Consider the following 12,921-nt stretch of genomic DNA (forward strand, 5'->3'; position numbering starts at 1 on the left):
GTTGTTTTACTGCACGCGTGCGACGGCGGTGGTGCTCAGCGTGGCCGGCATCGCGGAAATTCCGAATATCGAACCGCTCAGCAAGGGCGTGAACGCATACGCAACGGTGACGGCGGCGGCTTGCCCCGTGCCATTGGTCAGCGCCGTCGCGCACGATGTATCGCTGCTGCACGGCGTTCCGTTGACCGCCGTCGTGAGCGTGAGATTCTGCGATTTGAGCCATGACGACGACGCGGTCATCTGCGTTTTCGTCGAGCTATAGGGCGTGGTCGTGCCGCGCTGGAATGCAAAGTTCTGCGCGGCCGCCGAAGCGGCGCTCGCGACCATCACCGAATTCCCTAACAACCAGCCGAACTGCGCGATGCCCAGCACGATGGCAATCAGCACCGGCGCTGCAAGCGCCAGTTCCACTGCAACCACGCCTTTCTGCCTGTTGCGTTGCATGGCACCCTCCCGCCTGCATTCAGGGCCGCGCCTCATTGCACAACCACCGAGGCGTTCGCGCTGATACTCGATGGCATGATCGATCCCAGGTTGAACAGCGAGCCGCCAAAGGGCGCGGCAAATTGATAGCTGATCGACACGCTCGCCAGCGTTCCCGCCGCCGGCGGCTGGCTGAGCGTGCCCAGCGCCGCAGCGCAGCTGACATCGGCGGTTTTGCCGCTGCACGTCGTGGTAACGCCCAACGAGACCACCGCGACCGTGACGGTCTGCGTGCCCGACAGACTTCCTGTTGCCGATGCGACCGCGCCCGCGGTATCCGTGTAGGGCGTTGCAAAACCACGCTCCGATGCGAGCAACCGTGCTCCTGCCGAAACCGCATTGTTCAGGACAACATAGTTGCTCATCCACCATCCGGCCTGCACGATGGAAAACATCATGAACAGCAGCACCGGCAAGCCGAGCGCGAACTCCACAGCCGCCGTTCCTCGCTGACGTTTCGCTTTCATGTCGTGCTCCCCGACTTTATCCGCCCGCACCCGGCAGGCTCGGCAGCAAGGTGCGATAAATATTGATGAACGCAGGCCCGGCGAGCACCACCATCAGCGCGGGGAATATGCAGAACAGCAGCGGCACCAGCAGTTTCAGGGCTATTTTTGCGGCCTGCTCCTCGGCCCGCATGCGCCGCCGCGTGCGCAGCGTGTCGGACAGCACGCGCAGCGATGCCCCAATTCCCGTGCCGAATCGATCGGCCTGAATCAGCAAGGTGCTAAACGATTCGATATCCTCAACGCCGGTGCGAAGCGAGAAATTGCGCAAAGCCGTCGCTTTCGCAAAACCCGAGCGCAATTCCAGCAGCATCAATTCGAGTTCGCTCGCAACTATCGGGCTGCCAAGCTGGATCTCCCTGGCCACGCGCATCAGCGCGGCATCGAGGCCGAGACCCGCTTCCACGCACACCGTCAGCAGGTCGAGCGCGTCCGGGAAATCTTCGAAGATCGCGCGCTGCCGCGTCGAGACCCTGCGCGAGAGCACCAGATTGGGCAGATAGAAGCCGATAGTAGCGAGCGCAACCAGAATCATCCAGAACACGGTGGTGTTGGTCTCAAGCGAAGTGCCGACGAGCCAGACGAGCGCAGGTAGCGGCAACACCAGCGCGAGCACGGTCTTGGCGGCAAAGAATATCGCTACCGCATTAGACGTGCGCCAGCCTGCATTGACGAGTTTCAGGCGCGCCACCGAGCCTTCCCAGCCTTCCTTGGGGATGGACAGCTTCGAAATGGGCTGCGAGATTTCGGCGATCGTTTCGAGCCATTTGCTGCCCTGTCCGGCCGCGGGCTGGCTTGCGTCGCCGGCCGGATTCGCCGGATGGCCCCGCGAAGCGCCAAGCTGTTCGATACGGCGACGCCCGTCCTTCGATGAATACGCAAGCATCGACGCCAGCACGATCAGAAAGACTACCGCGAACACGCCGGTCAGCATCACGATCTGGTTCATGTTCAGCACTTGCATGTCCTCTCCCTTGTTCGCCGGTCTCTTGCCACGTTTCTTGTCTGGCTTCCTGCCTTGCTACACGCGCAATGCCACGACTCGCGACATCCACAACACGCCTGCCGCCATGCTGGACAGCGCCGCCACCGTCATCTTCAGTCCCATCGGATCCTTCCAGAGCACCTCCAGAAAGCCGGGATTCAGAAACAGCATCAAGGTGCCGACGATAAACGGCAACAAGCCGAGCACCCATGCGGACAACCTGCCTTCGGCGGAGAGCACGCGGACCTTGTCGAACAGTTTGAAACGCTCGCGGATCAGCGCGGTGATGCCGTCGAGCACCTCGGCAAGATTGCCGCCCGTCTCGCGCTGGATCAGCACGGCGATCACGAAATAGCGCAGATCGCGGATCGGTACGCGCTTCGCCAGATTGGCGAGCGCTTCGTTGAGCGAGACGCCGTAATTGATCTCGTCGAAGGTGGTGCGAAATTCGCCGCCCATCGGCTCGGCGAATTCAGTGCCGACCATGTCGATCGCGAGGCTGAATGCGTGTCCCGCGCGCAGGGCGCGCGCCAGCATGTCGCACGCTTCCGGCAACTGCCTTTCGAGCTGGCGCAGCCGCTTCGCCCGCCGGCGGCGCACATAGAGCACCGGCAGCGACGCAGAAAGCAGCGCAAGCATCGCAATCACGGGCAGCGGCGCCGACGAGAACATCGCGAGCGAAAAGACCAGCGGCGGAATGACCGCGCACGTCGTCACGAGGCCCGCGACCGACCATTGCATGCCCGCCTGCTGCAGGAACCGGTCGATACCCTGCACGCGCGGCAAGAGTTTCAACGCGCGTTCGAGCGGCGTCGCATCGCCAAGCTGGCGCTGCTTGAGGATCGACAGGCGCTCGCTGCTGGCCAGCGCGCCCGCGGAGATCGTGCGGATGCGCGACTCCAGACGACGCGCAAGCGGACCGTGGCGGCTGTTCCACCAGATATACGCGCCCTCCATCGCCAGCACGACGGCGACGAAGAGCAAAATGACGCTCGCGTAGAAGATCGGACTCATGCAGGTCTCCGCTCACATGGCCATGACAGGTTCAGGGAATACCGCTCAGCTGGCTTCGAAGCGCCGTGTTGGATCGTAGGTTGCATCGGCCAGACGCACGCCAAACGCTTCCAGCCGCTCTGAAAACTTGGGCCGTACGCCGGTTGCCTGGAACGCGCCACGCACGTTGCCGTTCGTATCGACACCGCTGCGCCGGAAGGTGAAGATCTCCTGCATATTGATCATGTCGCCTTCCATGCCGGTCAGCTCCGAAAGGCTGATGATCTTGCGCCGCCCGTCGGTCAGGCGCGCCACCTGCACCACCACCGTAATCGCCGAGGCAATCTGTTGGCGCATCGTCCTGGGCGGCAGCGCCAGCCCTCCCATGCCGATCATGTTCTCCAGACGCGTGAGCGCGTCGCGCGGCGTGTTCGCGTGAATGGTGGCGAGCGACCCCTCGTGGCCCGTATTCATTGCATTGAGCATGTCGAGCGCTTCCGCGCCGCGCACTTCGCCGAGGATGATGCGGTCGGGGCGCATACGCAGCGCGTTCTTGACGAGCGTGCGCTGGGTGATCTCGCCGCGTCCCTCGATATTCTCGGGACGCGTTTCGAGCCGCAACACATGCGGCTGGCGCAATTGCAGTTCCGCCGCATCTTCAATCGTCACGATGCGCTCATCGGCGGGAATGAAACCCGAAAGCAGATTGAGCAAGGTTGTTTTTCCGCTTCCCGTGCCGCCCGACACCAGAATATTGATCTTCGCGCGCGCGAGTCCGTCGAGCACTTCCGCCATCGGCGGCGTGAGCGTTTGCAGCGCGATCAGGTCGCAAACCTGCAAGGGCGTAGCCGAAAAGCGGCGAATGGAAATGAGCGGACCGTCTACGGCTGCCGGTGGAATGATCGCGTTCAGACGCGAGCCGTCGGGCAGCCGCGCATCGACCATCGGACTCGATTCGTCGATACGGCGGCCCACGCGCGAGACGATTTTTTCGATCACCTTCATCAAATGCGCATCGTCGTAGAAGGTCACGTCGCTCAATTCAAGCCGCCCTTTGCGCTCGATATAGATCTGGCTGCCGGTGTTGACGAGAATGTCCGAGATCGTGGGATCGCGCAGCAGCACTTCGAGCGGGCCAAAGCCGAACATTTCATCGTAGACGTCGGTGACGAGCTGGCGTCGTTCTAGATCGTTGGCTGGCGCTTTCTGATCTTCCAGAATGCGCGCGATCAGCGTGGCAATTTCCTGGCGCACCTGATCGGAGGGCAGCCGTGCAAGACGCTCCAGTTCGACGCGCTCCAGCACCGCCTGATGAATGTCGCGCTTGAGCTTCTGATATGCGGCCCGCAGCAGACCGGCCGAGCCGTTGTGGGATTCGCTACGCTCGATGTGCGGTGCGCGTTGTGCGCTGATGTGATCACGAAGCGACATGACGGGCTCCTGTCTGAACGACGTCGCCGCGCAAACGCGCGAACAGCGATCGGGCCTTGGCTTGCTCGCGAGCCGGGGCAGCGCCATTGCCGGCAATCTGCGCCGCGATCTCCTTGATGCCGCGCGCGACCGCGCCGCCACCGGCCTTCGCAATCGGCATCCCCTGATTCACGGCCGCCAGCACGGCGCGCGCATCTTCCGGAATCACGTGATGCGCCCGCATGCCCAGCATCTGTTCGAGTGCGGCGCGCGTGCGTTCGTCCTGGCGCGTAAAGCGGTTCAGCAACAGGCGCAACTGGCTCGGTGTATAACCCAGCGAAACCAGCATCTCCTGCAGCCGCCTTGCGGCGCGCACGCCCGGCATCGTGGCCTGCAGGACGAGGTGGATCTGCGTACTGCGATCGAGCGCGAGGATGGACAGCGGGTTGAGCGTTTGCCCGACATCGACAATCACGAAGTCATAACGCGGCACGGCCAGACCAAGGATCCATTCGAGCCGGTCGAGCTTGATATCCGCGGCTTTCACCGGATCGCCCGCGCCCGCGAGAATGTCGAAACTATCGCTCACATGCACGACGCTTGCGCCGAAGAATGCGCCGTCCATGCGTTCGACCTGCGCGCACATTTGCGGCAGGGTGGAAGGCGGCGTTTCATCGGTCACGAGGAATGCGGCATCGCCGAAAAGCTGGCACAGGTCGACCAGCAGCACGCGCTTGCCGCGCTGGGTCGAGAGCGCATGCGCCACATTGCTGGCGATGAAACTCGTGCCCACGCCGCCCTTGCAGGAAACAAACGATACGAGCTGCGTCTCGCGCGCGTTGCGCTGGCTGTGCTGCGTCTGCGCGCGCAACAGCGCCTCTTCCAGCGAGCGTCGTTCGAGCGGCCAGCTGAGCACGTCGCGAAAGCCCGCGCGCATCGCCGCAATCAAGGTGTCCTGCGATGCGTCGGGCGCGATCAGGATGCAGGTCAGATGTTTGTGCTCGCGGCACAGGCGCGCGGTGGAATCGAGCGAATAGTCGTCGATCGAGGCCGCGTCGACAATCAGCATATCGAACAGATCCAGGCTGTCGCCGCGTTCGAGCAACACGGAGGCGTCGCCCACGACGCGCGTGGTGCGATAGTTGCCGCATCCGGCCACCAGATCCATGATCTGCGCGAGCCTGGCGGCATCCGTCGAGAGGGTGAGAATGTCGATCATGGCATGTACCTTTATTCAGATGCTGCGTCCTTCAACGGTCGGATCATGCGATCTCGATCACATCGATTCGCATTACTGACCGGTTGAACCCACACCGCTACTTACCCCGATCGCGTAAGGATTCGACGAAACCGGCGGCGCCGAGAACAGTTTGTCGTACTGGGTCATCGCCGAGACCGCCGACTGGCCGTCCACGCCCTGCGTCGAGGGGTTGTGCTCGGCGGCATGCGGGTCGATGATCTGCGCCTGCGTGAGCGTGCGCACGGCCTCGCCGAAGTGCGCGTCCCAGACCGGCGTGCTGGTCATGCAACCGCCCAGCAGGCCACAGGCCGCTGCGAGTGGTGCGAGGCGTGCAAGCGGCGCGAGTGAGCGAGCGATGCGAAGGCTTTCGAGTTTCATGAGATTCCCCTGTTCCCATCACTGCTTGATGGTGGCGTCGGCTTGCGCCGCGGCGCCCGCCATGTTGGCGGGTGCGCCGATGGCGGCGGACGGTTGCGCGCCCTGCGCGGGCGCTGGCGTGACCGGTGCGGCGGGAGCGGCAGGCGTTGCGTTGGTGCGCGCGGCGCCACGTCCTTCCATGTTGCCGGTCGCGTAGACATCGGCTTCACTGGGCTGCACGAAGCTATCGGTCGGCAGCGGCAGGTTCGCGTTGGGCAGCGGCTTGACGAGATGCGGCGTGATGACGAACACCAGTTCCGTGCGGTCCTGCTGGAACGACGTGCTGCGCAACAGCGCGCCAAGAACCGGCACTTCGCCCAAGCCCGGCACCGCCTTCAGCGAGCCGGTCACGTTGTTCTTGATGAGACCGCCGATTGCGAAGGATTCGCCATCGTTCATCTGCACGGTGGTGGAGGCACGGCGCGTCGTGATGAGCGGCAGAATCGACACGCTGCCCGCATTGGCGGCGCTTAGCGTGACGCCCGTGGAAGACAGTTCGGAGACTTCCGGCGCAACGCGCAGATTGATCTTGCCGTTGCCCAGCACGGTGGGCGTGAACTTCAGGCCGATACCGAATTCCTCCTGCTGCAGGATGATGGAACTGGATGTTCCGCCAGAGCTTTGCGGCACCGGAATGAACACCTTGCCGCCCGCGAGGAAAGTGGCCTCCTGGCCGCTGATGGTGACCAGGTTCGGCTCGGCGAGAACCTTGACGAGGCTATCGGTCTTTTGCGCATCGACGGCAATCGACAAGGGTTTGTTGTTCGCCTTGCTCAGGCCGATGGCGCTCGATACGCCGGCCAGCAGGTTGCTCACCAGCGCGCCGGTCCATGAGCCAAAGCCGCCCTGGATATTGACCGCCGCGCCGAGCTGATCGATCAGCGTCTTGTCGACTTCCGCGACTTTCACTTCGAGCATCACCTGCTGGGGGGAATCGACGCTCAGCATATTGAGCACGCCGCCACCGCCGCCGCTCTTGCTATCGCCGCCCGCGGCGTGCGCACTGTAGACCTTGGCGATCTCGACGATCTGCTGCGCCGCCTGCGCAGTCGAAACGCGACCGGACAGCACGAGGTTGTCACCCGCCGTCGACACCCGCACGTTGTGCTCGTTGGGCAGCAATTGCGCGAGCGACGCCATCAGCCCACCGGCGTCGGCGTTGACGACGACATCGATGATCTGACACGAGCCGCCCCGGCCCTGCACGATCATATTGGTCGTGCCCACCGACTGCCCCACCAGATAGAGCGTGCGTGGCGAGAGCATGGTTGCCTGCGCAACGTTCGGATTGCCCAGCGTGCGGTTGAGGACCGGTTCGTCGAGCGGCACGAGTACGGATTTACCCAGCGGCACCACCACGGTATTTTCGCCGCGGATCGGGCCAGTGCAGTTTGGCCCGCGCAGCGGCCCCGAGGGTGCAGCCGAGGGCGCCGTCGGGTTGGCGGCAACCGGCGTCATGCTGATGGTCATCTGCATCGGACCACGCCCTAGCGTTGCGGGCGCGGCGGCGCTCTTCGCGGGCTGGGCGTTCTCGTCCCCATCCGTTGCGCGTGCCGGCTGAGCGATCAGCAGCCCGGCGCTCACCCAGGCCGTGACGGCCATGGCAAGCGGTGTGCGACGCAAGGCACGGCGCCGCGTTGGGTGTTGCAGTGCTGTATTCATGACGGAATGCCCCCGCTTCGTGTCTGTTTGTTTATCTGTTTGTCTGTTTTTATCGAGCTTCTTGCTGGCGTGCCCGGTCGCACGTCGTGATCTTTGTCTTGTTCTGCAACCGCGTTCAGAAGCACTCCTGGGTGCTGGTGACGCCGGAAATCACGCCGATACAGTCGCGCTTGGGCGCGTGGTGTTCGGCGTAGCGCACGCGCGTGGTCTTTACGGGTGCCGGGGCCGCCACCGGCGCGGCGATGCCCAGCAACGTATCCTTGGTCGCGCCGTCCGTCGTAAGCCGCTTCTCGTCGATCTGGTTGCGCAACACGAGCGACAGGGTGCCCACGCTGCGCGCCAGATCGAGTTTCTCGGCCTGTTGCGGCGTGACCTCCAGCGTGACGGCATCCACCACCTTCGGCGCGGTGTCTTCGCGGCTCACCTGCTGCGCGACCGCCAGCACCAGAATCTTTTCGAGCACCGTCTTGGAGATGCTCAGTTGATCGGTGTGGCCTGGCGCCTGCGTGTTGACAATCACATCGACGTAATTACCTGGTAGTGCGAATCCCGCCACGCCGACCACATCGTTGACGCGCACGGTGATCGCGCGCTTGCCATCGGCAATGACGGCGGACAGACCGCCCTTGGTGCCGGCGGGCGCAAGCTGCGACTCGATCACCGGTTCGCCCTTCGATACGCTTGTGCGCACGACACGGCCTTCCAGCAGCTTCGCGTCGCTGAAGGCCCCGGCCGGCACGCTGCCAGCCGGCCAGCTGGTCGTATGGATCATGTTCGGTTCGATCGGCTCGCCCAGGCTCAAATCCTGGTTGGCGACCGCAACCGACGTCACGCCGCTCGTCGAGGTCTGCACGAGCCAGCGTGACGCCGAAAGCGCGGCTGCCAGGCCCGCCGCCAGGGCGACCACAAACATGACCACTGCGCGACTGTTCTTCATGGCAAAGCTCCTTGTTATCTCGCCAGCTAGTAGACGGCGGCGAACAACACGCCGATGGTTGCGCCCGCAATCGCCACGCCATAAGGCAAGGTGCCCAGCGGGGCCGTCTGCGCGCGCCATGCGCCCCCGGTCCACGCCACGCCGGGCAGCCAGCGCGCGCATGGGTTGCGGATCAACCGCATCAAATCTCTTGACCTGCCCCGCTTCAGAATCACCACGACCGACCACAGGCCGCCGATCAAAAGCGCGACAAGTACGATGTGCAATGCGAAGACGGGACCAACCCAGGCGCCTATCGTCATCATCAGCTTGACGTCGCCCGCGGCCATGCCGCGCACCAGGTAAAACGGTAAAAGCAGCCCGAAACCCACAAGCGCGCCTTCGAGCCAGGCTACCCCGCCCTTGTACAGACCGAACAACCAGAATTGCGCGAGCAGCGCGACGATCAGGCCGCCCAGAACGATGCGGTTGGGAATGCGCCGCGCGACGAGATCCGTACTGGCCGTCACGATGACCAGCAGAACCACGCACAGCGGAATGGGTTGCGGTGGAAGGTGCTCGACAAACATCGCGGCCCTCTTCTCGTATCGTGTTGACGTTGAGCGCTGGAGGAGCGGACGAATCGCGAACGGCGATTCGTCCGCCGCCTCACAACTCAGATCGAGTCGCCGATCGTGTTGAAAGCGGTCGAGATCTTGCCAGCGAGCCCCGTGACGGCCGCGATGATGGCGAGCGCGATCAGCGAACCGAGCAGTGCGTATTCGATGGCGCTGATGCCGTCTTCGTCACGGATGAACTGGCTTGCCTTGGCGATGATGTTCTTCATGATTGACTCCATTAGGATGACTACATAAATCCTCTTGCCGGAATTGGCGCGAGGGGATGAACGACTTCAAGTGACTGGGTGGACCTGGACGCGCAGGTTTAACGCGGTAGAGCGGTCCTGTGCTGGCAGCCCGGCGATACGATCGCGGTTGCCGCAATGGCGCACATCGCAACGGCGGGCGTCCAATGAAGCGCCCCGCCGATGCATGTGTGAAGGTGTATGGTCCGCCGTGCGGCCAGCGTCCAACGTGCTGGCGCGCAACGACAGGAAAAGAGGAAACGAATAAAAGCCCCGTAGCTCATTTTTTATACCCCGATTTACCCCGTCTTTCTTGTCATCCGGTCTTTGCCGGTGCTGTACGTCAAGCCTGTGGAACCTGTTGCGATCTCGATACCGCTCGACTTGCGTAACCAGTCATAGGCAAGGTACGGGCCAGCTCCCCGCCAAGCCTGTCAATACTAGCTTCGAGGTAGATCGGTAATTTTTTCATGCCTGAGGCTGTCAACTAAAAGTGTTACTCATCTGATACATGCGCCTGGCATCCATGATTGGGCTTCCAGGCGGGCTCAGCCTTGTCAATAAAGGGCTTGCGAACCGCTGACCAGGACATTCCCTGGGCTCTCTTCACGCTGCCGTTTCGAGCCTTCCAGGACACCCTCCCGCAAAGCCGTACCCGGTTGATACAACACTGAAACATCGCACCGGGTTTGAACTGATAAATGAGGCGAAAAGAGCCAACAGCCGCTTTTCCGGGTCCTGGCGTTGGAGCTGCTGGAATATGCCCGCTTGAAAGGCGCCTCGGTTTCTACACATAATCGATCGGGGGCACTTGCATGCGCAGCGGTTGACGGTCCGGTTACCCATTCAGAGTGACGAAACCGCCCATCTGCGAAGGCACGATCAGTCAATAAAGCAATAGCAACGCTAAACAAGTCGCACGGCCAGAGCACACGTTGCTACGGGCCGGCAGACCATTCGGGGGCAGGGCCATGGATTTACCGATTCAAGCGGCGCGCAGCGCCGGCAATCGCGTGCAAGGCTGGCTGACGCACGAGCGATTCGTCGTGTACAGCGTGACGATCTGCATTCTCTACGTCGCTTTTCTTGGCATGTGGGCGCGCGTCACGCACGGTTTTCTCGCGGCGGAAACGGCTAAACCGGCAGGCGACTTCGCGGTCTTCTGGAGCGCGTCGCACGTCATGCTCCACGGCACGGCAGCCCAGGTCTATAACTTCACGTCTTTCTCTGCAGTGGAGCGAGCGCTTTCCGGCAGCTTTGTGAAAGACTCGTTTCTGCCTTGGCTCTATCCGCCCACTTTCCTGGTTCTGGTCACACCGCTCGCGCTGTTGCCGTTTCTGTTGTCGTACGCGCTCTTTGTCGGTGCGAGCCTGTATGCCTATGTCAAGGGCGCGCTGGCGCTGTCGCGACTGGCTCGCTGGAGCGGCAACGCGCGGCTCGCCGTGCTCTTGCTGGCCACCTCCCCCTGCGTGTTCGTCGCCGCGCTGTTCGGGCAGAATTCGCTGCTCACGGCCTCGCTGGCAGCCTTCGCGGTGCGCTGGGTCGAACGCTATCCCGTGCGCGCCGGCATCTGCATCGGACTACTCTGCATCAAGCCGCAGATGGCAATGATTTTTCCGTTCGTACTGATCGCGACGCGCGCCTGGCGCGCGTTCGCCAGCGCCGCCGCAACCGCCCTCACCTGCGCGGGCCTGAGCATTGCCGTGTGCGGGTTGCATACGGTCAAACTCTCTTTTCTCGCGGCAGATCTCGCGCGCAGTCTCATCCTCGAACATAGCGCGGCCTTCTGGCTCGCTTCGCCCACCTCGTTCGCTGCGCTGCGCCTGGGCGACGTGCCGCTGCCGCTTGCGTATCTGCTTCAGGGTGCCGTTGCCACGCTGGCAATCGCATCGGCCTGCCATGTCTGGCACAAGACGCACGACGCCGGTGCGCGTGCCGCCACCCTCGCGCTCGCCACGCTGATCGCCAACCCGTATGTGTGGCACTACGAACTGGCCTGGCTGGGCATCACGCTCGCATGGCTGCTGGCCACCGGCCTGCGGGCGGGATGGTTGCGCGGAGAACAAACGGTCATCGTGCTTGCGTGGCTGTTGCCGCTCTTCGAACTGTTCAATCGCTTTACGGAGTTGCCGCAAATCGGTCCGATCGTGCTGCTGCTCGTGTTACTGATGATTCTGCGCCGCGTGCGCGAGCCCGGCGGGTTCGCAGTGTCACGAGCGGGTGCCTGATCGAATTGGAAAATCCGTATCCAGAAGCAAAAAGACGCGGCTTCGCGCCGCGCAGCTTGAACCGGGGGACTTGTCATGACCACACGCAACAACAAGCCATTGGTTTCGATCGTGGCGCCCTTCTATAACGAAGGCGACGCTGTCGAGCGCTTTTTTGAAGCGATCGTGCCGGTGCTGGAAGGCATGGCGTCGACGCATTTCGAAATCGTCTGCATCAATGACGGCAGCAGCGATGACACGCTCGACCGGCTCGTGGCCGCGCGCGCCCGCGACAGCCGTATCCGCGTGATCGATCTGACGCGCAACTTCGGCAAGGAAGCGGCTTTAACCGCCGGTATCGACGAGGCTTTCGGCGACGCCGTGATTCCAATCGACGCCGATCTCCAGGATCCGCCCAGCCTCATCCCGGTGATGATCGAGCATTGGCGCGCAGGCGCCGACGTCGTCGCCGCGCGCCGTACCAACCGCGCCTGCGATACCTGGAGCAAGCGCACGGCCGCCGGGCTTTATTACCGGGTGCACAACGCGCTCTCCGACGTCAAGCTGCCCGAGAACGTCGGCGATTTCCGCTTGATGGATCGCGAAGTCGTCAACGCCCTGCGGCGGCTTCCCGAACGCCGGCGCTTCATGAAGGGGCTGTTCGCCTGGCTCGGTTACCGCACCGTCATCGTCGATTACGAGCGCGAGGCGCGCAGCGCCGGACATTCGAAGTTCTCCGGTTGGCGGCTATGGAATTTCGCGCTGGAAGGCATCACGAGCTTTAGCACCGTGCCGCTGCGCAGCTGGACCTATATCGGCCTGAGCATCGCGGCGGGAGCCTTCCTGTATGGCGGCTTTATCGTCGGACGCACCATGCTGTTCGGCAATCCGGTGCCAGGCTACGCGTCGCTGCTAACCGTGCTGCTGTTCATGGGCGGAATCGAGCTGATCGGCATTGGCGTGGTGGGTGAATACGTCGGGCGCATTTACCACGAAACCAAGGGCCGCCCCGTGTATCTGGTGCGGCGGCGCTATCAGTCAAGCAATAAGGTGAGCGCGCTGCCGGTTCGACGCTCGGGAACGCGTAGCGCACAGGTCGTGAAGCTGGATTTCGCGCGCCGGCGCACGGCCTCGCGTGTGCGCACAGCGGGGCGCAAGCTCGCATGTGAATTAAGTGCCACCTCAACAATCGCTCCGCGAAAAATACAAACTGAAAACTTGATACGGTTTTGATCTG

At 63.0% G+C, this 12,921-nt stretch carries 12 protein-coding genes and 1 pseudogene; 2 read left to right on the plus strand and 11 right to left on the minus strand.

What is annotated here, in order from left to right:
- Positions 1–6 precede the first annotated feature (6 nt).
- The 11 genes from F4827_RS19620 to F4827_RS19670 form a co-directional block, all read right to left on the minus strand.
- A complete protein-coding gene (locus F4827_RS19620; RefSeq protein ID WP_183726132.1) occupies positions 7–444 on the minus strand; it encodes a TadE family protein in 438 nt (145 codons plus the stop codon).
- A 32-nt stretch (positions 445–476) separates the two neighbouring features.
- Positions 477–950 carry a TadE/TadG family type IV pilus assembly protein gene (locus F4827_RS19625; protein ID WP_183726134.1) on the minus strand — a complete coding sequence of 158 codons (474 nt, stop codon included), beginning with the start codon at positions 948–950 and terminating at the stop codon, positions 477–479.
- Between the two features lie 16 nt (positions 951–966).
- The gene (locus F4827_RS19630; protein ID WP_183726136.1) at positions 967–1,953 is read right to left on the minus strand and encodes a type II secretion system F family protein; all 987 of its coding nucleotides are present in this window, start codon (positions 1,951–1,953) and stop codon (positions 967–969) included.
- A gap of 57 nt (positions 1,954–2,010) precedes the next feature.
- Entirely contained in the window at positions 2,011–2,988 is a 978-nt protein-coding gene (locus F4827_RS19635) for a type II secretion system F family protein (protein WP_183726138.1), read from the minus strand.
- Between the two features lie 45 nt (positions 2,989–3,033).
- Entirely contained in the window at positions 3,034–4,398 is a 1,365-nt protein-coding gene (locus tag F4827_RS19640; RefSeq protein ID WP_183726140.1) for a CpaF family protein, read from the minus strand.
- Positions 4,385–5,596: an AAA family ATPase gene (locus F4827_RS19645; protein WP_183726142.1), complete on the minus strand. Its 1,212-nt coding sequence runs from the start codon at positions 5,594–5,596 to the stop codon at positions 4,385–4,387. The genes F4827_RS19640 and F4827_RS19645 overlap by 14 nt, the downstream gene beginning before the upstream one ends.
- Before the next feature lie 72 nt (positions 5,597–5,668).
- Positions 5,669–5,995 (minus strand): hypothetical protein, encoded by a 327-nt coding sequence (locus F4827_RS19650; protein ID WP_183726144.1) that lies wholly within the window; start codon positions 5,993–5,995, stop codon positions 5,669–5,671.
- Positions 5,996–6,013: 18 nt separating this feature from the next.
- Positions 6,014–7,696 carry a type II and III secretion system protein family protein gene (locus F4827_RS19655; protein ID WP_183726147.1) on the minus strand — a complete coding sequence of 561 codons (1,683 nt, stop codon included), beginning with the start codon at positions 7,694–7,696 and terminating at the stop codon, positions 6,014–6,016.
- Positions 7,697–7,811: 115 nt separating this feature from the next.
- On the minus strand, positions 7,812–8,633 hold the full coding sequence (gene cpaB / locus F4827_RS19660; protein WP_183726149.1) for a Flp pilus assembly protein CpaB: 822 nt from the start codon (positions 8,631–8,633) through the stop codon (positions 7,812–7,814).
- Positions 8,634–8,659: 26 nt separating this feature from the next.
- The gene (locus F4827_RS19665) at positions 8,660–9,202 is read right to left on the minus strand and encodes a prepilin peptidase (RefSeq protein WP_183726151.1); all 543 of its coding nucleotides are present in this window, start codon (positions 9,200–9,202) and stop codon (positions 8,660–8,662) included.
- An 86-nt stretch (positions 9,203–9,288) separates the two neighbouring features.
- A complete protein-coding gene (locus F4827_RS19670) occupies positions 9,289–9,459 on the minus strand; it encodes a Flp family type IVb pilin (RefSeq protein WP_183726153.1) in 171 nt (56 codons plus the stop codon).
- Positions 9,460–10,448: 989 nt separating this feature from the next.
- Here F4827_RS19670 and F4827_RS19675 point away from each other — a divergent pair.
- Both F4827_RS19675 and F4827_RS19680 read left to right on the plus strand, forming a co-directional pair.
- Positions 10,449–11,705 (plus strand): glycosyltransferase family 87 protein, encoded by a 1,257-nt coding sequence (locus F4827_RS19675; protein WP_183726155.1) that lies wholly within the window; start codon positions 10,449–10,451, stop codon positions 11,703–11,705.
- Between the two features lie 75 nt (positions 11,706–11,780).
- Positions 11,781–12,839, plus strand: a pseudogene (locus F4827_RS19680) (glycosyltransferase family 2 protein); the annotation flags it as partial.
- Positions 12,840–12,921 lie beyond the last annotated feature (82 nt).

Source organism: Paraburkholderia bannensis, assembly GCF_014200455.1.
In the GTDB taxonomy this organism is placed as follows: Bacteria; Pseudomonadota; Gammaproteobacteria; order Burkholderiales; family Burkholderiaceae; genus Paraburkholderia; species Paraburkholderia bannensis_A.

Bases quoted from the DNA above. Each gene is read 5' to 3' on its own strand.
- F4827_RS19620 (WP_183726132.1), bottom strand. From the start codon at position 444: ATGCAACGCAACAGGCAGAAAGGCGTGGTTGCAGTGGAACTGGCGCTT.
- F4827_RS19625 (WP_183726134.1), bottom strand. From the start codon at position 950: ATGAAAGCGAAACGTCAGCGAGGAACGGCGGCTGTGGAGTTCGCGCTC.
- F4827_RS19630 (WP_183726136.1), bottom strand. From the start codon at position 1,953: ATGCAAGTGCTGAACATGAACCAGATCGTGATGCTGACCGGCGTGTTC.
- F4827_RS19635 (WP_183726138.1), bottom strand. From the start codon at position 2,988: ATGAGTCCGATCTTCTACGCGAGCGTCATTTTGCTCTTCGTCGCCGTC.
- F4827_RS19640 (WP_183726140.1), bottom strand. From the start codon at position 4,398: ATGTCGCTTCGTGATCACATCAGCGCACAACGCGCACCGCACATCGAG.
- F4827_RS19645 (WP_183726142.1), bottom strand. From the start codon at position 5,596: ATGATCGACATTCTCACCCTCTCGACGGATGCCGCCAGGCTCGCGCAG.
- F4827_RS19650 (WP_183726144.1), bottom strand. From the start codon at position 5,995: ATGAAACTCGAAAGCCTTCGCATCGCTCGCTCACTCGCGCCGCTTGCA.
- F4827_RS19655 (WP_183726147.1), bottom strand. From the start codon at position 7,696: ATGAATACAGCACTGCAACACCCAACGCGGCGCCGTGCCTTGCGTCGC.
- cpaB (WP_183726149.1), bottom strand. From the start codon at position 8,633: ATGAAGAACAGTCGCGCAGTGGTCATGTTTGTGGTCGCCCTGGCGGCG.
- F4827_RS19665 (WP_183726151.1), bottom strand. From the start codon at position 9,202: ATGTTTGTCGAGCACCTTCCACCGCAACCCATTCCGCTGTGCGTGGTT.
- F4827_RS19670 (WP_183726153.1), bottom strand. From the start codon at position 9,459: ATGAAGAACATCATCGCCAAGGCAAGCCAGTTCATCCGTGACGAAGAC.
- F4827_RS19675 (WP_183726155.1), top strand. From the start codon at position 10,449: ATGGATTTACCGATTCAAGCGGCGCGCAGCGCCGGCAATCGCGTGCAA.